29 protein-coding genes and 2 tRNA genes are annotated in these 24687 nt (G+C 66.4%); 12 read left to right on the forward strand and 19 right to left on the reverse strand.

The window, feature by feature from the left end:
- The first annotated feature begins 34 nt into the window (after positions 1-34).
- Positions 35-1954 (forward strand): IucA/IucC family protein, encoded by a 1920-nt coding sequence (locus BSG17_RS10170; protein ID WP_089823624.1) that lies wholly within the window; start codon positions 35-37, stop codon positions 1952-1954.
- 52 nt (positions 1955-2006) lie between these two features.
- Positions 2007-2309 carry a DUF5822 domain-containing protein gene (locus BSG17_RS10175; RefSeq protein ID WP_089823627.1) on the forward strand — a complete coding sequence of 101 codons (303 nt, stop codon included), beginning with the start codon at positions 2007-2009 and terminating at the stop codon, positions 2307-2309.
- 27 nt (positions 2310-2336) lie between these two features.
- On the opposite strand, the gene BSG17_RS10180 is transcribed toward BSG17_RS10175, so the two are convergent.
- From BSG17_RS10180 to BSG17_RS10205, 6 genes are all read right to left on the reverse strand, one after another.
- Positions 2337-2954, reverse strand: a complete 618-nt coding sequence (locus tag BSG17_RS10180; protein WP_211609104.1) for a DedA family protein — start codon at positions 2952-2954, stop codon at positions 2337-2339.
- Between the two features lie 144 nt (positions 2955-3098).
- Positions 3099-3665 carry an HAD family hydrolase gene (locus tag BSG17_RS10185; RefSeq protein ID WP_244531511.1) on the reverse strand — a complete coding sequence of 189 codons (567 nt, stop codon included), beginning with the start codon at positions 3663-3665 and terminating at the stop codon, positions 3099-3101.
- A 145-nt stretch (positions 3666-3810) separates the two neighbouring features.
- Positions 3811-4947, reverse strand: coding sequence for an acyl-CoA dehydrogenase family protein (locus BSG17_RS10190; protein ID WP_089823631.1), 1137 nt, complete (start codon positions 4945-4947; stop codon positions 3811-3813).
- Between the two features lie 54 nt (positions 4948-5001).
- Positions 5002-6213: an alanine--tRNA ligase-related protein gene (locus BSG17_RS10195; protein ID WP_089823633.1), complete on the reverse strand. Its 1212-nt coding sequence runs from the start codon at positions 6211-6213 to the stop codon at positions 5002-5004.
- Positions 6214-6278: 65 nt separating this feature from the next.
- Positions 6279-6800, reverse strand: coding sequence for a helix-turn-helix domain-containing protein (locus BSG17_RS10200; RefSeq protein WP_089823635.1), 522 nt, complete (start codon positions 6798-6800; stop codon positions 6279-6281).
- Positions 6801-7044: 244 nt separating this feature from the next.
- A tRNA-Leu gene (locus tag BSG17_RS10205) sits at positions 7045-7129 on the reverse strand.
- A gap of 141 nt (positions 7130-7270) precedes the next feature.
- Between BSG17_RS10205 and BSG17_RS10210 the strand changes: the two genes are divergently transcribed.
- Complete coding sequence (locus BSG17_RS10210) at positions 7271-7834, forward strand: DUF420 domain-containing protein (RefSeq protein ID WP_089823637.1); 564 nt, start codon at positions 7271-7273, stop codon at positions 7832-7834.
- A 65-nt stretch (positions 7835-7899) separates the two neighbouring features.
- Positions 7900-8322 carry a ubiquitin family protein gene (locus tag BSG17_RS10215; protein ID WP_089823639.1) on the forward strand — a complete coding sequence of 141 codons (423 nt, stop codon included), beginning with the start codon at positions 7900-7902 and terminating at the stop codon, positions 8320-8322.
- A 12-nt stretch (positions 8323-8334) separates the two neighbouring features.
- Here BSG17_RS10215 and purF read toward each other — a convergent pair whose 3' ends face one another.
- The 5 genes from purF to BSG17_RS10245 form a co-directional block, all read right to left on the reverse strand.
- Positions 8335-9813: an amidophosphoribosyltransferase gene (purF, locus tag BSG17_RS10220; RefSeq protein WP_089823642.1), complete on the reverse strand. Its 1479-nt coding sequence runs from the start codon at positions 9811-9813 to the stop codon at positions 8335-8337.
- A 329-nt stretch (positions 9814-10142) separates the two neighbouring features.
- Positions 10143-10319 carry a 50S ribosomal protein L37e gene (locus BSG17_RS10230; RefSeq protein WP_089823646.1) on the reverse strand — a complete coding sequence of 59 codons (177 nt, stop codon included), beginning with the start codon at positions 10317-10319 and terminating at the stop codon, positions 10143-10145.
- Positions 10316-10549, reverse strand: a complete 234-nt coding sequence (locus BSG17_RS10235; RefSeq protein WP_009367500.1) for an LSM domain-containing protein — start codon at positions 10547-10549, stop codon at positions 10316-10318. The genes BSG17_RS10230 and BSG17_RS10235 overlap by 4 nt, the downstream gene beginning before the upstream one ends.
- Before the next feature lie 211 nt (positions 10550-10760).
- Positions 10761-10843: transfer RNA gene (locus BSG17_RS10240), tRNA-Ser, on the reverse strand.
- A gap of 44 nt (positions 10844-10887) precedes the next feature.
- Entirely contained in the window at positions 10888-11643 is a 756-nt protein-coding gene (locus BSG17_RS10245) for a DUF2064 domain-containing protein (RefSeq protein ID WP_089823648.1), read from the reverse strand.
- A 115-nt stretch (positions 11644-11758) separates the two neighbouring features.
- Between BSG17_RS10245 and BSG17_RS25950 the strand changes: the two genes are divergently transcribed.
- Positions 11759-11971, forward strand: a complete 213-nt coding sequence (locus BSG17_RS25950; protein ID WP_139246585.1) for a hypothetical protein — start codon at positions 11759-11761, stop codon at positions 11969-11971.
- Between the two features lie 12 nt (positions 11972-11983).
- Here the strand turns inward: BSG17_RS25950 and BSG17_RS10255 are convergent, their stop codons facing one another.
- Genes BSG17_RS10255 through BSG17_RS10265 form a run of 3 tightly spaced genes read right to left on the reverse strand, consistent with a single transcriptional unit; the run spans position 11984 to position 13994 of the window.
- Positions 11984-12619, reverse strand: a complete 636-nt coding sequence (locus tag BSG17_RS10255) for a uracil-DNA glycosylase (protein WP_089823652.1) — start codon at positions 12617-12619, stop codon at positions 11984-11986.
- Between the two features lie 44 nt (positions 12620-12663).
- On the reverse strand, positions 12664-12954 hold the full coding sequence (locus BSG17_RS10260; protein WP_089823654.1) for a DUF7976 family protein: 291 nt from the start codon (positions 12952-12954) through the stop codon (positions 12664-12666).
- Positions 12951-13994, reverse strand: a complete 1044-nt coding sequence (locus BSG17_RS10265; protein WP_089823656.1) for an Mrp/NBP35 family ATP-binding protein — start codon at positions 13992-13994, stop codon at positions 12951-12953. Before BSG17_RS10265 ends, BSG17_RS10260 begins: the two co-directional genes overlap by 4 nt.
- A 185-nt stretch (positions 13995-14179) precedes the next feature.
- Between BSG17_RS10265 and BSG17_RS10270 the strand changes: the two genes are divergently transcribed.
- From BSG17_RS10270 to BSG17_RS25955, 3 genes are all read left to right on the forward strand, one after another.
- The gene (locus BSG17_RS10270; protein WP_089823935.1) at positions 14180-14602 is read left to right on the forward strand and encodes a DUF7969 family protein; all 423 of its coding nucleotides are present in this window, start codon (positions 14180-14182) and stop codon (positions 14600-14602) included.
- 141 nt (positions 14603-14743) lie between these two features.
- Positions 14744-14971, forward strand: a complete 228-nt coding sequence (locus tag BSG17_RS10275; RefSeq protein ID WP_089823658.1) for a DUF7556 family protein — start codon at positions 14744-14746, stop codon at positions 14969-14971.
- 2 nt (positions 14972-14973) lie between these two features.
- Positions 14974-15111 carry a class I SAM-dependent methyltransferase gene (locus tag BSG17_RS25955; RefSeq protein ID WP_139246586.1) on the forward strand — a complete coding sequence of 46 codons (138 nt, stop codon included), beginning with the start codon at positions 14974-14976 and terminating at the stop codon, positions 15109-15111.
- Positions 15112-15244: 133 nt separating this feature from the next.
- Here the strand turns inward: BSG17_RS25955 and BSG17_RS10280 are convergent, their stop codons facing one another.
- The 3 genes from BSG17_RS10280 to BSG17_RS10290 all read right to left on the reverse strand — a co-directional run bounded on the left by BSG17_RS10280 (position 15245) and on the right by BSG17_RS10290 (position 18454).
- Positions 15245-16759 (reverse strand): RtcB family protein, encoded by a 1515-nt coding sequence (locus BSG17_RS10280; protein WP_089823938.1) that lies wholly within the window; start codon positions 16757-16759, stop codon positions 15245-15247.
- A gap of 50 nt (positions 16760-16809) precedes the next feature.
- Positions 16810-17934, reverse strand: a complete 1125-nt coding sequence (locus tag BSG17_RS10285; protein ID WP_089823660.1) for a DoxX family protein — start codon at positions 17932-17934, stop codon at positions 16810-16812.
- 109 nt (positions 17935-18043) lie between these two features.
- Positions 18044-18454: an archease gene (locus BSG17_RS10290; RefSeq protein WP_089823662.1), complete on the reverse strand. Its 411-nt coding sequence runs from the start codon at positions 18452-18454 to the stop codon at positions 18044-18046.
- 122 nt (positions 18455-18576) lie between these two features.
- On the opposite strand from BSG17_RS10290, the gene BSG17_RS10295 reads away from it, so the two are divergent.
- From BSG17_RS10295 to bcp, 4 genes are all read left to right on the forward strand, one after another.
- Positions 18577-19050, forward strand: coding sequence for a GNAT family N-acetyltransferase (locus BSG17_RS10295; RefSeq protein ID WP_089823663.1), 474 nt, complete (start codon positions 18577-18579; stop codon positions 19048-19050).
- 128 nt (positions 19051-19178) lie between these two features.
- Complete coding sequence (priS, locus tag BSG17_RS10300) at positions 19179-20339, forward strand: DNA primase small subunit PriS (RefSeq protein WP_089823665.1); 1161 nt, start codon at positions 19179-19181, stop codon at positions 20337-20339.
- Positions 20336-21328, forward strand: coding sequence for a DNA replication complex subunit Gins51 (locus BSG17_RS10305; protein ID WP_089823667.1), 993 nt, complete (start codon positions 20336-20338; stop codon positions 21326-21328). The genes priS and BSG17_RS10305 overlap by 4 nt, the downstream gene beginning before the upstream one ends.
- Positions 21329-21362: 34 nt before the next feature.
- Positions 21363-21818 carry a thioredoxin-dependent thiol peroxidase gene (gene bcp, locus BSG17_RS10310; RefSeq protein WP_089823669.1) on the forward strand — a complete coding sequence of 152 codons (456 nt, stop codon included), beginning with the start codon at positions 21363-21365 and terminating at the stop codon, positions 21816-21818.
- A 200-nt stretch (positions 21819-22018) separates the two neighbouring features.
- Here the strand turns inward: bcp and idsA3 are convergent, their stop codons facing one another.
- Together idsA3 and BSG17_RS10320 are read right to left on the reverse strand one after the other, a co-directional pair.
- Positions 22019-23065: a geranylfarnesyl diphosphate synthase gene (idsA3, locus tag BSG17_RS10315; protein ID WP_089823671.1), complete on the reverse strand. Its 1047-nt coding sequence runs from the start codon at positions 23063-23065 to the stop codon at positions 22019-22021.
- Complete coding sequence (locus BSG17_RS10320; protein ID WP_089823673.1) at positions 23065-24417, reverse strand: ribonuclease J; 1353 nt, start codon at positions 24415-24417, stop codon at positions 23065-23067. The genes idsA3 and BSG17_RS10320 overlap by 1 nt, the downstream gene beginning before the upstream one ends.
- Between the last annotated feature and the right edge of the window lie 270 nt (positions 24418-24687).

A 24687-nucleotide genomic window follows, 5' to 3' on the forward strand; every position in this document is an offset into this window, starting at 1 on the left:
AGACCAGCCGACACACGACCGACTCAGACACACCATGACCGACAACGACACCACCGAGAGCACAGCCACCGACGACGCCGCCGAGACGCCGGACGCGATCGACGACGTAGAGACTCTGCTGGAGGCGCTGGACGAAGACACCCTCGCCGCCGTCGAGCGCGAACTGCTCGCGAAGATGCTCGCGGAGTTCGCCTACGAGGACCTCCTCGACCTCGAGGCGGTCGAGGAGACCGACCGCGGGACCCGGTACGAACTCACGTTCGACGACGTCGACTACCGATTCGTCGCCGAGAGCCGCCTGATGGACAGCTACCTCGTCGACGAGGAGAGTATCGAGCGACGGGAGTCCGGTGACGCGGAGGAACCCGACGAGGGCGACGACTGGGAGCCCGCCACCGACCCCGTGGCGTTCCTCCTCGACGCACACGAACAGATCGGCACGCCGGAGATGACGGTCGGCCACCTCGTCCGCGAGTACCGCAACACGCTGTTGGCGGACGCCCACACCCGGAAGCGTCAACGGGAGTCCGACCGGGACGTCGCCGGGATGAGCTACGCCGAACTCGAGGGCGAGATGACCGGCCACCCGTGGATCACCTACAACAAGGGTCGACTCGGCTGGGGGTACGACGATTACCTGAACTACGCCCCCGAGCGAAAAGAGCCGGTGCAGCTCTCGTGGCTCGCAGTCAGCAAGGAGCGCTCGACGTTCGCCACCGTCGAGGGACTGTCGCCCGCCCGACTGCTCCGGGAGGAGCTGGGAGAGCTGTACGAGACGTTCGAGTCGCGTCTCGAGTCCCGCGGCCGGGACCCCGAGAACTACTACTTCATGCCGGTCCACGAGTGGCAGTGGGACAACACGGTCGCACAGCTCTACAGCAAGGAGATCGCCGAGGAGCGCATCGTCCCGCTCGGCGAGACGTCCGACGAGTATCTCCCCGCCCAGTCCGTGCGGACGTTCCTCAACGTCGACGACCCCGAGAAGCGGAACGTGAAGCTCCCGATGCGCATCCTGAACACGCTCGTCTGGCGCGGGCTCCCCGGCGACCGGACCGAGGCCGCACCGCTCGTCACCGAGTACGTCAAGGGGATTCGCGACGACGACGAGTTCCTCCGCGAGGAGTGCGAACTCGTCCTCCCCGGCGAAGTCGCGGGCGTCAACTACGACCACCCCGAGTTCGCGCGACTCGACGGCAACGCCTACCAGTACGACGAACTGCTCGGCACCGTCTGGCGCGAGAGCGTCGAAGGACTCGTCGACGACGACGAACGCCCCGTCACGCTGTCGGCGCTGATGCACGTCGACGACGGGACGCCAGTCGTCGGCGAACTCGTCGACCGCTCGCCGCTCGACCTCGAGGCGTGGCTGGACGAGCTGTTCGCGACGATGCTGCCGCCGCTGCTGCACTATCTCTACCGCTACGGGACCGTGTTCTCGCCACACGGGGAGAACACCATCCTGATCCTCGACGAGGAGAACGTCCCGACGCGTCTGGCGGTGAAGGACTTCGTCGACGACGTGAACGTCAGCGACCAGCCCCTGCCGGAGCTGGAGCAGTTGCCCGACGAGCTGACCGACGTGCTCCGCCGCGAACCGCCGGAGGGGCTCTGTCAGTTCGTCTTCTGCGGGCTGTTCGTCTGTGTCTACCGGTACGTGTCGAACGTGCTGACCGAGCACCGCGACTACCCCGAAGAGAAGTTCTGGACGCAGGTCCGCGAGGCGATCCTCGACTACCAGTCGCAGTTCCCCGAACTGGAAGACCGCTTCGAGACGTTCGACCTGCTGCGCCCCGAGTTCACGAAACTGTGTCTGAACCGCAACCGGATGGTCAACGAGGGCTACGGCGACGCGGAGGGACGGCCGCACGCCGCCGAACACGGTACCGTCGAGAACGCACTCCACGCCGTCGCTCGGGAGGAGTCGGAAGAACAGTCGGTCGCGGCGGACGACTGACCGGGTTGCGGCGAACCGGCACGCATTAACCGCTCGCCCCGTATCTCCGCCTGTGCAACCTGTCGAGCGCTCGAACCCCGAGGGAGTCGACTACGGCTGGGTGATGCAGACCACCTTCGTCACGACCATCCTCGTCGGCGCGCCCATCGTCGCCGCCCTGTCGACGCAGGTCGTCCTCCCGACGTGGGAGTCCCGCGTCGAGTTCGCCGTCCGCGTCGGTGCCGTCGTCTGGATTCTCACGGCGGTCTCGGTGTTCGTCTACGCCAAGCGCACGAACGCCGGCGACGGCGGCAGCGACCCCGACGAGATAGAGAGCGAGGAGAACCCCGGCGTCGAGGCTCGCGCCGACGACTGACTCTCTTTTCGAAGGCTGCGTTCGTCGTCACCGAGACCGACGGTCGGAGTACCTCTGTACGACGACCCCGACCCCGAGAAGCACGAGCACACAGAGGACGGCCAGCGCAGGGCGTTCGGCGGCGGCGTCGACGGCGGCCGCGAAGAGCGGTTGCTGGCGACCGTAGTAGACGAGCGCGCTGGCGGCGGCGTAGAACCCGGCGGTCCCGACCGCGGTGTACGCGCCGAACCGAAGCGGCTCCATCTTGGCGAGACCGGCCGGGATAGAGATCACCGACCGAAGCACGGGGAGGAACCGTCCCCAGAGCACCGACGACTGTCCCCAGCGTCGAAACCACGACTGTCCGCGTTCGATTCGCTCCTCGGAGACGTCGATACGGTCCCGTATCCAGTCGCGCTCCCCGACTCGGGTGTCGTAGAAGACGTAGAACGGGACGAGCGCACCGACCGTCCCCCCGACGGTGGCCGCCAGCACGAACACGAGAAACGAGGGGACGTCGGTGACGAGCAGCGCGGCCGCCGCGGGGACGACGACTTCGCTCGGCAGGAGCGGAAAGAGCATCGACGTCTCGAGGAAGGTGAACAGACAGAGGACGAGCGGGCCGTACAGCCGCAGGGAGTCGAGCAGAACTCTCGTCGGGTCCACGTCGTGACGTTGGTGACGACGGCATAACACCCCTTGGGCCGGCATCGACGTCGACGGTCGATTGTGACGTCGACGGTCGACGGCGACGCCGACAGGCGACAACGACGCCGTGACCGACAGCGACGCCGACGATCGACTCGGTGTCTACCGCCCGTCGACGTATCTGAACGCCGAACCTGCCCGCTCCGCGGTCACCTCGTCGCGTCGAGAGTCGCCGACGAAGACCGCCTTCGAGGCGTCGACGCCGAGTGCTCGGAGCGTCGCCAGCAACGGTTCGGGGTCGGGTTTGCGCGTCGCCACCGAGTCGCGGCCGACGACGCTGCCGACGTGTGGGGCGAGTTCGTGGACGTCGAGTGCGACCCGACAGGCCGCCTCGCAGTTGAGCGAGCAGACGCCGACGGGGACGCCGTGGTCGGCGACGCCGTCGGCCAGCGGGAGACGTTCCGAGCGCCGCGCACCCTCGGTCTCGTGGTCCGCGATGGCCGTCTCGACCGCGGGTCGGAGGCCGTGTTCGTCGGCCAGATCGAGCATCCCCCAGAGGTCGTAGTCGGTCGCGTCGACGCCTGCGTCGGCGAAGACGTCGACGACGTCGGCGGCGACGGCGTCCCAGTTCACGGCCAGCCGGACGAGCGTCCCGTCGAGATCGTAGACGACGGCGTCGAACTCAGCGAGGTCGGTGAGGTCGGGGAGGTCAGGAGCGTTGAGCGTCACTGTGTGACTCTCGGCGCGGGAGCGAAAAGACGACTTCGGTCGCTCATAGGGGTTATCGTAGAATCTCATCGATGTTCTCCAAGGGAATCGAACCCTGTGGTTCACCAAACGTCTCTGATCTTCCGGTTGACGACGCTAACCCCTATCAGTCCAACACGCCGCGGGCGATGATCGTCTTCTGGATCTCCGACGTCCCCTCGTAGATGGTCGTGATCTTCGAGTCGCGGTAGTAGCGCTCGACGTCGAAGTCGGTAGTGTAGCCGTAGCCGCCGTAGATCTGGACGGCCTCGTTGGTGACGTCGACGGCCGCCTCGCTGGCGAAGTACTTCGCCATCGACGCCGCGATGCGGTTGTCCTGTCCCGCGTCCTCCTGTCGGGCCGCCTCCCGAACCAGCAGGCGCGAGGCCTGCAGCTGTGTCGCCATGTCGGCGAACTTGTGACGGATCGTCTGAAACTCGCTGATGGGCTGGTCGAACTGTTCTCTGTCACCTGCGTACGCCTTCGCGTCGTCGAAGGCGGCCTGCGCGAGGCCTACTGCCTGCGAGGCGATGCCGATGCGCCCGCCAGTCAGGATACGGAACGCGGCGGAGAGCCCCTTCCCCTCCTCGGTGAGACGGTACTTCTCGGGGACGCGCACGCCGTCGAACGTCATCGCCGTGGTGTCGCTGGCGCGGAGGCCGAGTTTGTGCTCCTTCTTGCCAACCTCGACGCCGTCGTAGTCGGCGGGGACGAGGAACTGCGTGATCCCCTCGTCGGTCTTCGCGAAGACGATGTAGACGCCCGCGCGCTGGCCGTTGGTGATCCACTGTTTCTCGCCGGTGATCACGTACTCGTCGCCGTCTCGCTCGGCGCGAGTGGTCATCTCCGCCGGGTTCGACCCGGCCTGCGGCTCCGAGAGACAGAACGCGCCGACCGGCCGCCCGTCGACCATCTCCGGAAGCCACTCGTCTTTCACCTCGTCGGTGCCGAACTCGGCGATACAGGAGGTGGCGAGACAGTGCACCGAGAGCGCCGTCGCGACGGCGAGTTGGCCGTAGGCGACCTCCTCGTTGACGATGCTGTACGTCGTTCTGTCCGCGCCGAACCCGCCGTACTCCTCGGGGACCGTGAGTCCGGTGAGGTCCAGTTCGGCGAGGCCGTCCCAGACGTCCTCGGGGAACGTCTCGGTCTCGTCGGCCTCGCGTCCGCCGGGTCGGATCTCCTCGACGGCGAACTCGTGGACGACGTCGCGGATCGCCCGCTGTTCGGGCGTGAGCGCGGAGTCGACGGCTGCGAATACCATGGCTGATGGTTCGGTCCGTGATGGAAAAAGATGACTAATACGGAGGCGAGTGAGTCAGCGTCGCACGGACGCGACCACGTCCCCCGGTTCGGCGTCCAGTCCACCGCCCTGTGCGAACGTCGGCCCGCCGCCGCCACCGCCGCCGAACTCGTCCGTGAGGTCGTCGACGACGTCGCCCGCGGCGACGTCGCCGGTGGAGGCGACGACGACGAACGTCGACCCTTGCTGGCCCGCGACGACGACGACGTCCGCGTCGTCGCCGTCGCCGACGACATCTTTGGCCGCGTCGCCGACGTCGTTGGGGCCGAACCCGTCGACGGCACCGACGCGCCACGTCAGCCCGTCGCGGTCGACCGCGTCGAGTCCGGCGAGTCGCGCGCCAAGCATCTCCGCTTTCAGTTCGTTCAGTTCGGTCTCGAGTGCCTCGGTCTTCTCGCGCACGTTCCGAACCATCTCGGGGAGTTCCGAGACGCTGGTTCCGAGCTCGCGGGCCGCCTCGAGCGTCGCCCGCCGCTCGTCGGCGCGACGGTCCACGGCCGCCGGACCGACCGCGAACTCGACGCGGGTGAGTCCCTCGCCGGGGTTCGAGCGGCCCAGCACCTGGACGGGGCCGATCTCCCGCGTGTTCGAGACGTGCGTGCCGCCGCAGGCGGCGACGTCGAACGGGGTGTCGTCTTCGGCACCGACAGTGACGATGCGGACCGCGTCGCTGTCGCTGAACACACCCTCTTCGGTCTTGACGTTGAACGCGACCTCCTCGCGAGCGCGCGCCTCCTCGACCGGGATCTCCTCCCACGAAACGGGTAGCGAGTCCCAGACGATTCGGTTGACGAGTCGTTCGAGATCGACCAGCGTCGCGTCGTCGATCTCCGTCGACGTCTCGAAGTCGACGCGGACCTTCTCGTCGTCGATGTTGAACCCGCCGTAGCCGAGGTCGTCGAGGTACTCCCGGCCCGCGCCGTACAGCGCGTGACTGGCGGTGTGGGCGCGCATACAGTAGGTGCGGAACGCGTCGTCGACGACGCCGGTCACCGTGTCACCGACGCCGACGTCGGGCGTCGACTCCAGCGTGTGCACCACGTCGCCGTCGCGGTGCTGGACGTCGGCGACCGCGACGCCGGCGAGCGTGCCGCGGTCTGCGGGTTGGCCGCCGCTCTCGGCGTAGAAGTAGGTGTCGTCGAGGACGACCTCGCGGCCGTTGACGGCGGCGACAGTGGCCTCGAACTCGCGGACGTCCGGTTCGGCAGGTGCGAGAGACTGTGGCATAGGAGGCCGGAAACGCCCGGGAGACAAAAAGATACGACTCTCGGTCGACTCGTCCGCTACTCGGACTACTCGTCGACGAGCGAGAGGTCGAGTCGCGACTCGAGCTTTCGGACGACCGACCCGCCGACGCCCGCACGCGTCGCGCGCCCCTGTTCGACGGCGCGGACGTCGTCCTCGTCGACGTCGAGTTCGGCCGCGAGTTCCTCGACAGTCAACCCCGCCTCCTGGCGGGCGGCCTCGACTTTCGGACCGTAGTCCGAGACGAGATAGGGGAGCCGGTCTTTCTCGTAGTTCGTCCCCTCCTCTTCCCAGTGTTTCGCGTCGCCCTTCTGGGCGTCGTACATCTTCGCGGCCGTCTGCGCGGCGCGCTTCTTGCGGCTGACCTGCGTGTCGTCGCACTGTTGGTCCTGCTCGCGACGCTTGCGGTCCGTGTTTCGGTTCTCGCCGTGCGGCGCACAGTCCGGACAGACGAGCAGGGTGGCGCCGGCGACGTTCGCCTGTCGGAGTCGCCCGCTCTGCTTCCCGCAGAGTTCACAGGCGTCGCCGTCGTCGCCACCACCGCCGCGACCGGTCGAGTACTTAGCCATGGCGTTGGATACTGAGTCTACGCGTTTAAATCCGCGGCTGAGGCTGCCGGGCGTCGTATCGAGCGCTGTGAGCGGCGCCGCTCGAGGCAGGAGTAAACGGACGCCGACCCGAGCAGCGTCGCTCGGAAGTTTGCGTCCGGAAGGATTGTGCGTGGGTGATGTCCGTGTAGGGACGTCACCTGCATCGTGTCCCGGGCGGCGACGCCGCCTCGGGTTCCGCGACCCCGAAGGGCCGCGATTGCGATGCGTGGGACCGGATTTGAACCGGCGGACCTCTACAGGACAGCGCCCTCAACGCTGCGCCGTTGGCCTGGCTTGGCTACCCACGCTCGCTACGTGTCTTGTCTTACTGCACTCCGTTCTTTCTCGGGGTCAAATAAAAGCGCTTTCCTTTCGTCCGCCCCCTGTCGGGCGTTCCCATCACACCCAACTCCGAACGGTTCATGGCGACTCCGACCCCAACTGGAGTCATGGAACTGCAGCGTGCGCGGAACCACGTCCCGGCTCTGACCGTCGCGTTGACGACCGTCTCGCTCGCACTGGTGTTCGGTGCCATCCTCGGTGCGATTCCGGCGAACTCGCTCCCGAGAGCCCCGGAGAGCTTCCTGAACGCCATCCCTCACGTCAACGCTGTCGTCAGTACGGTCGCCATCGGCACCATCCTCGCGGGCGTCCGGTTCATCCGCCGCGGCGAAGTCGAGCGACACCGCGCGATGATGCTCGCGTCGCTCGCGCTGTTCGTCACCTTCCTCGTGCTTTACCTCTACCGGATCACGATGGAGGGGACGACCGAGTTCGGCGGCCCCGAGACGATCTACCGGTTCGTCTACCTGCCGACGCTGGCGGTGCATATCCTGCTCGCGGTCGTCTGCATCCCGCTTCTCTACTACGTGCTCCTGCTCGCGACGACCCGACCCGTCGCGGAGCTGTACGAGACGAGTCACAAGCGGATCGGCCGCGTCGCAGCGACGCTGTGGCTGGTCTCGTTCACACTCGGCAACGTCGTCTACGCGCTGCTCTACTGGCTGTACTGACCCCGCAGTCCCAGTTCGTGGGAACGAGCGACACGTCGTAGTCGTTCGGCGACCTCTCTCTACCTATGAGTCCGACACCGACGAGCGTCGAGACCGCGACGACCACGAACGAGACGGGGAGCGGACCGACCACGACGGTCGAAGTACGGGCGACGGGTCACGTCCGACGCGAGTTGGGATGGTGGAACCGGGAGTTCACGTTCGAGGGGACGACGCTCCGCGAGTTCCTCGAGGCGTTCTTCGAGGAGTACGACGTCAGCGACCTGCTCATCGCCGAGACGGAGGCGGAGTCGACGGCACACGGGTGGGCACGGCCGCCGGCCGAGTTACCCGGTACGTGGCGGAAGAACCCCGAGGGCGAGCAGTCGAGAGTCTACGCTCGCATCTGTATCAACGGGCGGTTCAACGAGCATCTCGGTGGGTTCGACGCCGAGTTACGGGACGGCGACCGGGTCGCGCTCATCTACCCGTTCATGTTCTGCTGTTGAGCGAGAGACGAGTCAGTCGTCGGCCAGCGTCTGCCCGCCGATCGACGGGCGTTCGACCTCGCGGTCGGTCGGTTCGCCGTCGATGTCGTAGGGGTACTCGCCGGTGACACAGCCGAGACAGAGATCCGCACGCGACTCTCCGAGGACGTCGGCGACGGCGTCGATAGAGAGGTACGCGAGACTGTCGGCACCGATCTCCTCGCGGACGTCCTCGGTCGTCTGTCCCGCCGCGATGAGTTCGTCGCGCGAGGCCATGTCGATGCCCATGTAGCAGGGGGCGACGATGGCCGGCGCGCCGATGCGCATGTGGACCTCCTCGGCCCCGGCGTCGCGCAGCAGGTCGACGAGTTGGTTCGAGGTGGTGCCGCGGACGATGCTGTCGTCGATGATGGTGACGGTCTTCCCCTCGACGGTGCTCTTGATCGGGTTGAGCTTCAGGCGGACCGCGCGTTCGCGTTCGTCCTGCGTCGGCATGATGAACGTCCGGCCGACGTACCGGTTCTTCATCAGCCCCTCGGCGAACTCGACGCCGTCGGCGTCCTCGTCGTCGTTGGCGGCCTCGGCGTACCCCGAGGCGAACGCGCGACCCGAGTCGGGGACGGGCATGACGACGTCGCTGTCGATGCCGCTCTCCTCCCAGAGTTTGCGGCCGAGGTTGCGGCGCACCTCGTAGACGAGGTTGTCGTCGATAACAGAATCAGGCCGGGCGAAGTAGACGTGTTCGAAGAAACAGTGGGCGGTGTTGTCGGGTTCGACGAGTTGATACGAGTCGAAGCCTGTCCCCCCCTTCTCGAGCAAGACGAGTTCGCCGGGGCGGACGTCGCGGACGAGTTCGCCGTCGAGTGTGTCGATAGCGGCCGACTCGCTGGCGACGACGTAGCCGTCGTCGACCTTCCCGATACAGAGCGGTCGGTTCCCCTGCGGGTCGCGGACGCCGAGGACGACGTCGTCGTGCGTGATGGTCAGCGAGTAGGAGCCGTGGATGCGCTCCATCGTCCGCTTGACCGCACGCACGAGATCCTCCTCCAGCAGGTTGCGCGCGAGGTCGTGGGCGATGACCTCCGTGTCGCCGTTCGAGGTGAACGCGTGACCGAGCCCCTCCAGCTCGTCGCGGATCTCGTCGGCGTTGACGAGGTTGCCGTTGTGGGCGAGACCGAGCGCGCCGGACTTGAACGAGACGGAGAACGGCTGGGCACAGCAGCTGTTGACGCCGCCGGCGGTCGGGTAGCGGACGTGGCCGATACCGGTCGATCCGTTCAGCTGGTCGAGATCGCCCTCCTCGAACACGTCGCCGACGAGCCCCATGTCGACGTGGCTGTGCTGCTGGAACCCGTCGTGGGTGACGATACCCGCGGACTCCTGCCCGCGGTGTTGGAGCGCGTACAGTGAGTAGTACAGCGGCCGCGCGGCGTTGCGGTCGGCGAGGGAGACGCCGACGACACCGCACTTCTCTGTTGGACCGTCGTGGGAGTGATCCCGCCCGTCTGCCATGGGCGACGCTGGGTCGTCCAGCGGTAAAAACTCTCGCAATTGTGCCGTATTCGACGTTATTCGACGCCGATATGTGCACGAGCGTGTATGGTTGCGGTGAGCCGATTGACGTGTCGGTCGCGGTCGACGCCGGCGGGTCCGAGAGCGTTCAGATGACGAAAGCCGGTGTCGATGGGACTCCCGACCGCGACGCTGGGGCGACGACGCCTTCGACGCGGTTGTGGAGTCGCTCGGGAGTGGGAACAAGCGAGAAGAGAGCTATCGCTCGGAGTGAAGTCTACCTCGGCGACCGGAGAGACCGGTGCCGAAAGGAGTGTCGAAACTGAGAGTTAGTTGTCGCCGGCTTTCGACTGCCAGGCGTAGTCTCGACGCTTCGCCGACTTACCGAAGCCGCAGGACGAGCACTCCTTCTTCTTGACGTGGTAGGATTTCTCGCCGCAGCGACGGCACTTCACGTGCGTCGTCTTGTTCTTCTTCCCTTGGCTCGGGGTACCAGCACCGGTCATGCTTTGATTGTGACGACGTTATCGCCGCGTATAATCGTTGTGTCTTCGACCGCTTCGACATCCAACTCGCCGAGTGCGTCGTCGTCGACGTCGAGGCTCTCTTCCAGCACGACGTTCATGTGCTGGTCGTAACCCGCGAGTGTCCCGTAGTACTCGGCGCCGTCTTTCAGCTGCACGGTCACCGGTTCGTTCAGGGACGCCTCGAGTACGTCCAGGGGTCGTCCGCTCATGGCAAAGACGCTTCGCGTTTCGGTATTAAACATACTGGTTGTTCTCCCGTCTCGGTCGCTTAGCCGGCTAAAATTTCCACTACCGTTACCTATCTCGGACGACGAACGGCTGCTCGCGACGTTTCCTGATTAGAATCCCCGACGTCCCCGCGGCAGATGCTCGCCGGTGACGAGCACGCGAGGTGCTCGTCACGTAACTCGCATCAGAAGGCGGTGGGACTGGGATTCGAACCCAGGAAGCCAAAGGCTACCTGCTTTCAAGGCAGGCGCAATAGTCCACTCTGCCATCCCACCCGCGGGAGTGACTACCGGGTCGTGGGTCTAAGAACTGTCGGTCCTCAGTCGCGGACGACGGTCGGTTTCCCGTCGTCGACGGCGACCCGAAGCCCGACGTCGCGCACGAACGTCGCCGTGTGCTTCGGCACGATGCGCTCGGCCGTGATGCGCGATTCGAGCAGCGGGAGGAACGTCAGCAGGTCGTCGCCCGTCTCGACGACCGGTTGCATCGGCACGTACTCGAGAGAGTGGTCGACGTCGTCGGCGCGGTCGGCCAGCGTCTCTACCTCGGGCGCGGCGAACGCCCCGTCGAAGTCGACCGGGTCGGTGAACCCCGCGTAGTACACCCGTCCCTCGGTCGACGGGGCGAGGACGACCTCGTTCGTCCGGAGTTTCATCGCCGCCGAGTCGATCGCCGTCCGAGTGAGAAACGGGGCGTTCCCGCGGACGACGGCTACCGACTGGACTCCCTCCTCGCGGAGCAGATGCGTCACCGTGTTTCCCGCGCGGGCGTCGAACGTCGACCCTACCTGCACCTCGAACCGGACGTCGCTCGTGTCGCCGAGCGCGTCGGCGACGAGCGCCCGTACCTCGGCCTCGGCGCTCCGCTCGCCGTGGAACTGCTCGGGGACGAGGTCGTCCGGGCGGTAGTTGACGAGCAGGTCGCCTCCCGACCGCTCGGCGGCGAGGAAGGCGTCTTTGAGCGTCGCGGCGTAGAACTCGGCCGCTTCGGCCTCGGTGAGCGGACTCGTCGCGGCCAGTTCGGCACCGACCAACCCCTCCCGCGGCGGCGTCGCGAAGACGGCGATGACTGTCATGTCCCACGGTGGACGGGGGAGACTCTTGAACTCGCTGGTCTCGGCGGGCGCGGTCGCCGCACCGACGTCCCCAGTCCGGCGACTCTTTTATCCACTCCCCGTCCGACACGCCGGCATGAACAGTCTCGGAGCACTCGCCCGTCTCGCCATCGGCGTGGTCAGCCTGCTGGCCGTCGGTGCCGTCGTCGCGCTCGTCGTCGGCCTCCTCTCGACGCAGACCGCGCTCGTCCCGGCGTCTCTCGTGGTCGCCCTCGTGATACTCGTCGTCGGCGGGCTGACTCGACTGGGCATCCGCGGGACGGACAGGACGGAGACTCCGTACTGGTAGGAGAAAGCGGCGTCAGCGACTTCGGCGACCCTTCGTCTGGCGGTAGTCCCGCGAGAACACGTTCTCCCGCATGTGCTCGACGAACGCCTCGGTCTGCGCGTCCGTCTGCCGGTCGAGTTCGACCATCGGCACGAGTTCGAACCCCCGTCCACGGATGGTGGTCGCGTGCTCGTCGTCGACGTCGAAACTGTCGGGTCGACGCGTCGTGTACTCGACGGCCAACTCCTCGAGCGCGCGCTGGCCGACGGGGACGATCAGTTGGGGGTTGATCATCCGGATCTCGGCGTTGAGGTAGGGTTCGCAGGTGACGACCTCCTCGTCCGTCGGCGGCCGTTCGGGGTGTCGACAGCGCGTTAGATAGGTCAGAAAGGCGTTCTGGAGCTCCGGTTCCAGTGCGTCGGGGTCCGAGCGGGCGAACCCGAGGTCGCCGAGAATCGACTGGAGTCGCTCGCCCGCGTCGTCGCCGACGAACGGGACACCAGCGTCGTCCGCCGCGTCGTTCGGCATCTCGCCGACGAAGACGAACTCCGCGCCGACGTCGCCGTAGCCGTGGACGACGTTCGAGCGCGTCTCACAGAGCGCATCGCAGTTCGTGCACTCCTCGTCCATGCTGAAGGGGTTCTCGAGGGTGTGCTGGTGAGCGTCCACGACCGAAGGTGGGCAGCGAGAAATAAAACGGTGTGGACTGGCGGCTACCGCTCGATACCGCCCTGTGCCTTGATGTTCATGATGTGACGGACGTTCAGGTAGATCTCCTCGGGCGAGGTGTCGCCGTCCTCGTCGTAGAGGTCGCTGACGCGGTAGAGGATCGCCGAGAGCTGTTTGCTCTCGGAGCTGTCGCGACGGACGTCTTCGGCGATCTCCCGGAGGAACGCCGCCTTCTCGGGGTCGGCGGGGAACTCGGCGTCGCTGTCGGGTGCCATCTCCCAGTCCTGCTCTCGCTCGTCCGTCCCGTTCTCTCCCGTCCGTTCGTCGGCCGTCATCGTTGACGTTTGACCGCCCGACGGTTGACGATGCCGACGTTGTTGGCGACGTTCTCGGTCAGCACGCGGAACGCGTCGGCCGTCTCGCTGTCGTCGTCGAGGACGATCGGTCTGCCGCCGTCGCCGCCGGAGCGGACCGACGGATCGAGCGGGATGCCGCCTAGGAAAGGCAGATCGTTCTCGTCGGCCATCGCCTTCCCGCCGCCGGAGCCGAAGATCTCGTGGAAGCTCCCGCAGTCGGGACAGTTGAACCCAGCCATGTTCTCGGCGATGCCGAGGACGTTGGTGTCGTGTTTGCCGAACATCCGCAGCCCCTTGCGGGCGTCGTCGGTGGCGACGTCCTGCGGCGTCGTGACGATGACCGCGCCCGTGAGCGGCAGCGTCTGCAGCACGGTCAGTTGGGTGTCGCCTGTCCCCGGCGGCAGGTCGAGCACCATGTAGTCCAGTTCGCCCCACTCGACGTCCTCGACGAGTTGGGTCAGGATCTTGTGGACCATCGGGCCGCGCCAGATGACCGGGTCGTCCTCGCCGACGAGGAAGGCCATCGACATGAGCTTCATCCCGTACTTCTCCGGCGGGACGATGTGCTGTTCGGACGTCGCCTGCGGACGCTCCTCGGCGTCGACCATCCGCGGGACGTTCGGCCCGTAGATGTCGGCGTCGAACAGACCGACCTTCGCACCGAGTTTCGACAGGCCGGCCGCGAGGTTGACTGCGACCGTCGACTTCCCGACGCCACCTTTGCCGGAGGCGACGGCGATGATGTTCTTCACGCCCGGCAGCACCTGCTCGTCACGCGAGAGCGACGACGGGCGTTTCGCCGACAGGTCGACCTCGTCGAACCGGTCGCCGAGCACGTCCCGTACCCGACCGGCGATCTCCGTCTCCGTGGGTGCGTACGGTGCGCCGAGCGCCAGCGACACCCGTACGGTGTCGCCGTCGACCTCGACGGCGTTGACGAGTCCGAGCGAGACGATGTCGTCGCCGAGATCGGGATCCTCGACTGACTGGAGTAACTCGCGTACGTCCGCTTCGTTCATGTCTTGAACTGGGTCCGTCCCGTGAATAAGGCTAACGACCCGGCGACTGCTGGTCACGCTCCGCGAGTCGCCTCTCGGGGACCGACGACCCGCACGCCGCGTCTCGACGGGACCGACAGCCCGGGGTCGGTACCCCCGTGGAGACGGGCGCGGGCGTTAAGTCGTTCTCGCCCCTACTTTGGGCGATGACGTTCACCGCCTCCTACTACTGCCCCCACTGTGAGACGATGGTCGAACTCGAACGCGACGGCTATCTCGCCGACAAAGCAGTGACGCCGTTCCCCTTCGAAGGGTGGGACTACGCCGCCGCCGACGAACCGGTCGAGTCGGCCGACGGAGTTCGGTTCGTCTGCGGAGAGAGCGAGGCGCCGGGACTCGAGTGGCGTCCGAACCCCTGGACGCAGCCGACGGGCGAGAACGACGAGGAAACCGCGGGGCGAGCGGCGACGACTCGCGATCTCGGCTGCGGTGAACCGTTCTACCTCAGTTTCGTGAAGTTCGAGGACGGCGAGGAGGTCGACCCACGACGCCCCTCGGAGTACGTCCGTCTCAGAGGGGAAGAGGATGTAAAAACCCCCCGCGGCCCCTCGTTCGGGCCTGATCTCTAGTTTGGCTGATTTTACCGGAGTATCGACCCCAAGCCGCCGAACTCGAAATCGGGAGACGTGAGGCGACTCCCCCGCTCCCAAACTGTTTGGGAAGAGTCCCTATTCCGGTTCCCCTTGTTCGTACAGATAGGAGTTCCACTAATGGATCCCCACAAACCGGAATGCCTTTCGCCGTCGCAGTCGCTGCAGCAGTCGGTTCAGCGGACGCAGAATCGGGAGCGCGCTCCCGAACAGACCGAACCAGCCGTCATGGCTGCACTCGACGACACGGGCACCCGCGAACAACTCGTCATCGCCGACACGACGCGCGACGACGCGTGGGTCGCCGTGGACGCAGACGAGCGCCTGTCGCTCGACGACTGGAGGTAACTATGAGTGTAAGCCAAACCGATTCCCACTTCAAGCAGATGCAGGACCGCCTCGAAGAGGTAAACGCGATGTTGTCCGTCGACTCGATGCGACGGCTCCCGTCGCCCGTGCCCGAAGACGAACGAGTCGCCGACGAGTAGCCGAGTCCCGTGTCTTCGACGACTGGGAGGGCGCGGTCGACCGCGAGCGTGGACTCGCGGCCGGTCTCTCCTCCGCGAGCGGCGGGACGGGGTCGTCCCCGACGAGTTCTGGTTGGTACTCGTCGACTGCCGCTCACCCCTTAATGTTGCAGACCGGATAGGTTCGTGCGACCTTGTCGCCGATACCGAGCGCGTCGCTCACGCGGACGACCTCGTCGACGTCCTTGTAGACGCCCGGTGCTTCCTCGGCGACCGTCGCACCCGACTGTGCCTTGACGTAGATCTTCTGTTGGTCGCGGAGTTCGTCCTGCACCGTCTCACCCCAGTACTCCTGTTTGGCCTGCGTCCGCGACATCACTCGCCCTGCACCGTGAGCTGTCGACCCGAACGTGAGGTTCATCGACTCCTCGCCGCCGCGGAGGACGTAGCTCCCCGCACCCATACTCCCGGGGATGATGATCGGCTGACCGACGTCGCGGTAGGCCTTCGGAACCTCCGGATGGCCCGCGGGGAACGCCCGCGTCGCCCCTTTCCGGTGGACGTAGAGTTCGCGCTCCTCCTCGTCGGCGGCCTCGCCGCCTCTCACTGGTCGCCCCTCCGGGTCGACCCCGACCGTGTGCGTCTCCTTCTTCGCGATGTTGTGTGCGACGTCGTACAGCAGTTCCATCTCCATCGCCTCCCAGTCGCGATCGAACACGCGCTCGAACACCTGCCGCGTTCGGTGCATGATGAGTTGGCGGTTCACCCACGCGAAGTTGATCGCGGCGCACATCGCGCCGTAGTACTCCTCTGCCAACTCCGACCCGGCTGGCGCGGCCGCGAGTTCCTTGTCCGGCAGGTCCTCGAGCAGATCGGCGTGCTCCTTCTCGATACGGCGGAGATAGTCCGTGCAGGTCTGGTGGCCCAGCCCTCGAGAGCCACAGTGGATGAGGACGACGATCTGGTCCTCCTCGAGACCGAAGGCGTCGCCGACGTCGGGACGGAAGACGTCGGTGACGCGCTGGACCTCGAGGAAGTGGTTACCCGACCCGAGCGAGCCGATCTGGTTCTTCCCTCGGTCCTTGGCTTTCTGTGAAATCGCGTCTGGGTCGGCGTCGGGGCGCACCCCCTCGTCCTCACAGTGCGCGAGGTCGGCCTCGGTGGCGTACCCCTGTTCGAGCGCCCAGTCCATCCCACGAGCGAGAATCTGCTCGACCGTGTCGACACCTTCCTCGACGACGCCGCCGCCGCCGAGTCCGGAGGGAATGTTCGCGAACAGCGAGTCGACGAGCTGCTCCTCTTTTCCCTGTAGGTCGTCGTAGGTGAGGTTCGTTCGCATCATCCGGACGCCGCAATTGATGTCGTAACCCACCGCTCCGGGCGAGATACAGCCGTTCTCCGCATCGGTCGCGCCGACGCCACCGACCGGGAAGCCGTAGCCCTGATGACCGTCGGGCATACAGAGCGCGTGCTTCGTCATGCCCGGCAGATGGGTGGCGTTCTTCAACTGCTGGAGCGTCTTGTCGTCGCCGATCTGTTCGAGCAGCGGTTCGGAGGCGAGCACGCGCGCCGGGACGCGCATGTCGCCCTCCTTGGGAATCTCCCAGACGTACTCTCGGACGCGTTCGAGGCGGATGCCGTCGAACTCTCTGGACTCGCGTTCGGTCATACCCGAAGAGACGAGCGCCGCCGTCAATAGGGTTGCCGTCTGCCGGTCGGCTACCGACTGTCGTTCGACGTGATACGTCCGCCGACCAGCCCCTCGTCGGTCGCCGCCGGGTCGCCGGCGTCGACGTCGCGGGCGTGGAGCCACGCATCGAGCGAGAACGGACCAGCACCCGTGACGAGCAGCGCCGAGACGAGACCGAAAAGCGAGATGTGTGCGAGCACCGGATCGTCCGGGAGACCGAACAGTGTCGTCGTAAAGAGAGCGAACGCGACGCCCGAGAAGGCGCGGGTGAACAGCCCGACGATGAGCATCACTCCGACGAGGGTCTCGGTCAGTCCGGCACCGACGACCCACAGTTCGGGCGCGACCGGGACGACGCTCGTCAGGTCGTACTTCGCGACGACGGCGAGCGCCTCGCCGGGGTTCATCAGCTTCTGGGCGACGCCCAGATAGATGAACGAGAGACCGAGCCCGACGCGGAGTATCGTCGGAACGTACGTCTCGTACGGGCGGACGCGTTCGACGAACGGAACCGCGACGGCCCGGTAGAACGGGTCGATGCGGGAGTAGAGCGTCCGGTCGTCGGCCGCGAGTTTCGCGACGAGTTGGTCGGCGCTCGGGCGGCCGCCGCCGACGAGGGCGAGCGCGAGGAACCCCGGGACGTACTCGACGGCGAGCACGAGCGCCGGGTTCAGTGCAAGGCCGACGAGGTAGGCGACGAGTCCGACGGCGGCGACGAGTCGGGTTCCGAACCCGAACAGCAGGAGGAAGCCGACCGTGATGCCGAACAGGCGGACGAACGTCGGCGCGGCGGGTTCGACGATCGGCGCGAAGAAGTACCCCGAGAACCCCGCGCCGACGAGCGGGAGACCGACGCTCAACCGGAGGAGCCACGGCAGCAGGTCGCGGTAGTCGGCGAGAGACGAGCGGAACACCGCGATGTCGTGTTGCGCCGGTCGGAATCGGAGGTAGCCCGCTAGTCCGACGCCGACGGCGACGCCGCCGAGTCCGAGGACGACGAGGTTGAACGGGTCCGAGAGTGCGGCGACGAGGAACTCGAGTACCGAGACGGGGTCGCTCCCGGGCGTTACGTACCTCACGTGGGCGCTGGCGACACCGGTGCTAGCGAACAAGGCAGCAACCGTGACGAGCGCGGATGGGACACGCCGGTTCACAACTATTACTCCGGTCCCGAGTAACCTCAATCCGACGCAGTATCTCGGCCGCCGAAACGGTGAAAATTAGCGACGACAGCCGATATTGCGGCGAATTTCGATGACAGATTCAGACGTCGAACACCACGTACCCACGCCATCCATCTGCAGTCTCCTCGACGGCCATCTCGGAGTAGGTGACCGCCTTCACCTCGCGGGCGCCGAGACCCGCCAGCGGGACGCCGCGGGCGCTGGCGTCGACGACCCACTCCTCGTCCTCCCGTCGCACCTCGGCGCGGTTCGCCACCGGGAGGACGCCCCGGACGTCGCGTTCGTAGATGAGGCGATCGAGGTAGTCGAAGAGCGCAGCCTCGCGGTTCTCGGCACGGACGGTGAGCGAGAAGCGTTCGCCCGTCTCGGGGATCGACTCGCACATCGCCGCCGCGAGGCCGTCGGCGACGGCACCGAACAGCCCCGAGAGGTCGGCCGCGGTCGCTTCGACGGCGACGTCCGCCGTGTGGTCACGAAGTTCGAAGCTCACGCGTAGAACGTCGACGCCGGGTGACAAGTGGTTTCCGCTCGCTCGATTCGGTCGGCCGGTCGGCGGTCGAAGGCGACAATCGACGGTGGAGTTATATCCCCGCCTCTGTTATCTCCGTGGTAGTGAGCGTCAACGTCGAAAAGCGGGTGGATGCCCCAGGCAGCGACACACACGCCGAGGAGGCGTGGGAGCTGAAAGAGCGCATCCGTCGGCGCGAGGACGTGCTCAAACAACGGCGCGGCTTCTTCATGGACGCCTACCGCCGTTCGACCACGCATCTGCTGTTCGAAGACGACCGACTGCTCGGGTTCGCTTCGACGCGGCGCGACGGATACATCCTCTTTCTCGCGGTCGCTCCGGAAGTACGCGGTGAAGGCTACGGCGAACGGCTCGTCGCCGAAGTTGCCAACGACCACCGCTCCGTCACCTGTCACGCGCGTACCACGAACGCCTCGGCGCTGGAGTTCTACGAACACATCGGCTTCGCCGTCAAGCGCCGCATCGACAACTACTACGAGGACGGCGGCGACGCCTACTACCTCAAGTTGGGCGACGGCGGCCTGCGGGACAAGCTGAGCGACTTCATGCGACGGTAGCCAGGCATCCACTCCATCCACCCACCGCCCACTCCGAACAAAGAACGACCAACGGTGAGCGGGGACGCCGTCGACGCGGCCGACAAAGAAAACGACTAAACCCGCGTCCCCACAACCGACCGAAAGCGATGGACGCTCGGACGCGCGACTACCTCAAGGGGCGGTTCGGCGACTACTACCGGCGAGCGGTAGTGACGCCGCCGCCGGACGCCGACGCCCGGGAGTGGGGATACATCCCCTGGACGGCCGGGGCCGGGACGACGATGGTCCGCCACGAGTCGCTCCTCAACCTCGGCGACATCGGCGACTTCCTCGCGCGCGAAGCGCCGCGGCACGCCTACTTCTCTGCGGCGCGCTACACCGACCCGAGCGCGAACGCCATGAGCGCCAAGGGGTGGCGCTCCGCGGATCTGGTCTTCGACCTCGACGCCGACCACCTGCCGGCGATCGACCCCGAACAGACGAGTTACAAGGGGATGCTGACCGCCTGTAAGGGCGCTCTGCTCCGCCTCGTCGACATCCTCGGGGACGACTTCGCCTTCGATCACCTCGAGATCGTCTTCTCGGGCGGACGCGGGTATCACGTCCACGTCCGCGACGAGAGCGTCCGCGAACTCGACAGCGAGGCCCGCCGCGAGATCGTCGACTACGTGCGGGCGATCGACCTCGACGTCGACGGTCTCGTCCGGACCCGTGCGGCCGGGCCGACGACGCAGCGCGTCCTCCGTACCGAAGGTGGCTGGGGGAAGCGGACCCACGACCGGCTCCTCGAGTTCGTCGCGGAACTCCAGTCGAGAGACGAGGCGGAGGCACTCGACCGACTGCAGGAGCTCGACGGCATCGGCGAGGGACGCGCGACGACCATCCTCGGCGCGTTCGAACGCAACCCGGAGGCGATCGAGACCGGCAACGTCGAGGCGGGCGGTCCCGGACTGCGGATGCTGGTCGAGGCGCTGGCCCACGAAGTGATCGAGGGCCAGACCGCCCCGATCGACGAGCCGGTGACGACAGACATCCGACGGCTCATCCGCCTCCCCGGGAGTCTCCACGGCGGAACCGGACTGAAGGTACAGCGCATCGAGCGCGACGCGATCGACGAGTTCGACCCGCTCGTCGACGCCGTCCCCGAACGGTTCACGGGGGGCGAGATCGCCATCGAGGCGGACGAAGCGACGACGGTCGACCTGCTCGGGGAAAGGACTAATATCGAACCGGGAGTCAACACGGTTCGTGAGTGTGTCGGCGTGTTTCTGATGGCACGCGGTGACGCGGAGAAGGCCCAAGAATGAATCTCGACGAGCTGCGGACGGTCCAGTCGAAGGAACGACGGAAAGACAGCCTGCAGCATCTCCGCGACTCGTTCTACGGCGACGTCGCCGACTACATCGCGGAGCTGAAGGCAGAGCGGACGAACGCGGCCGAACAGGCCGACGACCCGTTCTCCTCGCCGGAGGTGTCGCGGCTGACCGACGAGATCGAGACGGCCGAGGAGGTCGTCGAGGCCGTCTACGAGCGTCGGGTCGGCAAGGTCGTCAAGCTCGCGAGCTTCGCCGCCGCCGACATGCCCGTCGACGAAGACGGGATGACGGCCGAGGAGCAGGCGCTCTTCGACGACCTCGTGACCCGAATCGAGACGAACAAGACGAACGTCCTCGACATCCTGGCCGGCAAGCAGCGGCCGGGCGACGTCGACACCGACTCGCCGGCGGCGTCGGAGCCGTCGGACGCGACGTCGACGACGCCGGAGACGACGTCGGCGACGGAGCGACCGGAGACCGACCCGATGACGGAGTCGAACGCGGACTCGGCCGGCGTCCTCGCGGACGCGATGGGCGGTGACGACGACGGCGACGAGACGGTCGGCGACGTGTCCGAGACGGCGGCTCCCGAGCGGGCGGCGCAGTCCGAACAGGACCGATCCGCCGAGTCGGGACACACGCCGGTCGACCCCGAGGCGGCCCCACCAGGTGCGGTCTCGACTGCGGAGTCCGAGTCGTCGACGACGGACCCGGAGTCGGTGGGGGCGACACGGACAGTCGAGGGGGAGTCCGAGGCGGCCGAGACGACGCAGACGACGAACCCGTCAGAGGCGGCCGAGACGGTCGGCGACTCTGGGCTCGACACCGAGCGGACGACGGTCCGCATCACGCAGGACGTCGGGGCGATCTTCGGCGTCGACGAACGCGAGTACGACCTCGAGAAGGAGGACGTGGTGTCGCTGCCGACGACGAACGCCGACCCGCTCGTCGAGCGCGACGCCGCCGAGCGACTCGACTGAGAAACGATTTGGTGCTCGGCCGTCATCGTTCGGTATGCTCGACGTCGGCGACACCGCCCCCGAGTTCGAACTGCCCGACCAGTGCGGCGAGTCCGTCTCGCTCTCCGAGTTCCACGGCGACCGCGTCGTCGTCTACTTCTACCCGCGTGCGGATACGCCGGGCTGTACCACCGAAGCCTGCGGATTCCGCGACAGCTTCGAGGCGTTCGAAGAACGAGGGGTGCACGTCCTCGGAATCAGCGACGACCCGGTCTCGGACCTCGACGCGTTCGCCGAGAAACACGACCTCCCGTTCACGCTGCTCTCCGACGAGTCCGGCGAAGTGGCGGCGGCCTACGACTCCTACGGCGAGAAGAACATGTTCGGGAACGTCTTCGACGGCGTCTTCCGCAACACGTACGTCGTCGGCCCGGACGGAACCGTCGAACGCGTCTACGAGGGTGTCTCGCCCGACGGCCACGCCGAGGAGATCCTCACGGACCTCGAGTGAGACGTGTCGACGTGCCGCACCGCTCGTGCGTCACCGTCGATCGGCGGTGTTCGTCGCGGCGCTCTCCGACCGCTCCGGAACACACCACGTTTCCGGTGAAAGAAACTTGTCACTAGTTGTCCGTTTGTCGACGACGGCACCGTGACAGTACTGCGCCGTCGCCGGCGTTCCACCTCACGGGACCGGAAGGGAAGAACCCCTCAGTAGCCGCGCGTGACGAGGTAGTCGGCGATGTCACAGAGCAGGTCGCGCGCCTCGTTGTCCGGGAGGACGTCGAGCCGTTCTTTGCTCTGTTCGGTCAGATCGTGGGCCGTCTGGCGGGCGTAGTCGATGCTACCGACGTCTTCGAGTCGTGCGACGGCGTCCTCGATCTCGGCCTCGGTGACGGTCTCGACGCTCTCGCTGTCGACGAGGGCGTCGACGTCGAGACCCTGCTGACGGGCGTGGAGCGTGATGAGCGTCTCCTTGTTCTCGACGATGTCGGATCCGCGCTGCTTGCCGAGTTTGTCGCTCGGAACGGTCAGATCAAGCACGTCGTCTTGGATCTGGAACGCGCGGCCGGAGTCGATGCCGTAGTTGTAGAGCGCCTCGACGACGTCGTCGTCCGCGCCGAGCAGGATAGCCGGGATGGCCGCGGCCGCGCCGTAGAGGACGGCCGTCTTGTGCTCGACCATGTCGAGGTACTCCTCGGGGAGCACGTCGGTCTCGGACTCGAACTGAACGTCGAGCGCCTGCCCCTCACAGATCTGCGTGCAGGTGCTCGCGAGCATCCGCATCGCTTCGAGTCCGTGCTCGGGACGAGCGCCGGTCTCGGTCATGATCTCGAACGCCTTCGAGTAGAGCGTGTCGCCCGCGAGGATGGCCGTCTCCGTGTCGTAGGCCTTGTGTACCGCGGGAACGCCCCGACGAAGGTCGTCGTCGTCCATGATGTCGTCGTGGATGAGCGTAAAGGACTGGATGACCTCCAGACTCACGGCGGCGGCCATCACGTCGACCTCGGTGTCGTCGACGGCGGGGAACGACCGATAGTCCGCCGACAGCGGTGCGACGTCAGCGATCGCCTCGGCCGCGAGCAGCGACACCGTCGGGCGGAGTCGCTTCCCGCCGGCCTTCAGGAGATAGCGCGCCGCCTCGTAGAGACGTTCGGGCTCCGCCATCGGGAGATCCTCGTCGATGGCTGCGTTGACCAGTTCGCGGCGCTCGCCGACTGCGGCGAGCACCCGTTCTTCCGTCGCTTCGGAGCTCATCACTCTACGAGCTGGATCATGTTGCCGTTGCTCGTCACGTGGATGTCTCGCCCCAGTTCGTATCCCTGCGACTCACAGAGGTTCACGTACGGCGCGAACCCCTTCATGTTCTGGTGGGCGGGGATGACGTGCTTCGGCTGCAGCGCGTCGAGCATCTGGTAGTGACCCTCCTCGCGCAGGTGGCCGGAGACGTGGATGTCGTCGTAGATGCGTGCGCCCTGCATCTTCAGGAGCTTCTCCGACTGGTAGCGCTGCCCCTCGTTGGTCGGTTCCGGGATGACACGGGCGCTGAAGATGACCTTGTCGCCGTCGTCCAGTTCGTACGGGGTCTCGCCGCGGCCCATCCGGGTGAGCATCGCGCGCGGTTCTCCCTGATGACCCGTGACGATGGGCAGGAAGTTCTCCTTGCCCTCTTTCATGATGCGCTTGAACGTGCGGTCGACGGACTTGCGGTGGCCGTACATCCCCAGATCGTCCGGGAAGTCGACGAAGTTCAGGCGCTCTGCGGTGCCGGAGTACTTCTCCATCGAGCGACCGAGAAGCACCGGCTGACGGCCGATGTCCTGGGCGAACTCGACGAGCGAGGTCACACGGGCGATGTGCGAGGAGAACGTCGTCGCGACGATACCGCCGTCGTAGTCCTCGACGGACTGCATGACGTCCTTGAGGTGGCGACGGGCGACGGACTCCGATGGCGTGCGGCCCTTGCGACCGGCGTTCGTACAGTCCTCGATGTAGGCGAGGACGCCCTCTCCCTCGCGGCCGATCTCACGGAACCGGTCCATGTCGATGGGGTCGCCGATGACCGGCGTGTGGTCCATCCGCTTGTCGAGGCCGTAGACGACCGCACCCTCCGGCGTGTGGAGGACGGGGTTGATGGCGTCGATGATGGAGTGGGTGACGTTGACGAACTCGAGGTCGACCTCTCCGGAGTCGCCGATGGACATCGTCTCACCGGCGCTCATCTTCACGAGGTCGTTCTCGACGTTGAACTTGTTCTCCCCCTGGATCTGCTGTTTCACCAGTTCGATGGTGAACGGGGAGGCGACGATGGGGGCGTCGTAGCGGTGGGCCAGTTTGGAGATGGCACCGATGTGGTCGAGGTGGCCGTGTGTGGGGACGATCGCCTGGACGTCGCCCTCGAGGTCGCTCATGACCCGGTCGTCCGGGATGGCGCCCATGTCGATCAGGTCGAGACTGTGCATCTTCTCGGTTTCGACGTTGTCGTGGATGAGAACCTGCGAGAGGTTCAGACCCATGTCGAAGACGACGACGTCGTCACCGGCACGGACGGCAGTCATCTGCCGTCCGACTTCTTCGTAGCCGCCGATGGTTGCAATTTCGATTTCCATGGTTTGATCGTTTCCGAGCATCGAAACGCCACAGACGTGGCAGGGGTGCTCACTCAAATCCGCAGTACGGGGGCCAACGGCCCCGGCGTCTTACAGCGCGTCGGTCGGTGGACCCCGCTGTGTGGCACGTCGGCCACACATTACCCGCGGGCGTATGGTACTGGGGCCTACACGCTGGGGTGTTAAAAACTGCTTGGGTTGGAGAACTGCGAGTGAACACACCCCGTGGGAAGCGTCGTGTCGCCGTCGGTCTGAGCAGAAGACATATAC

The organism is Halogranum amylolyticum, assembly GCF_900110465.1.
GTDB lineage: Archaea > Halobacteriota > Halobacteria > Halobacteriales > Haloferacaceae > Halogranum > Halogranum amylolyticum.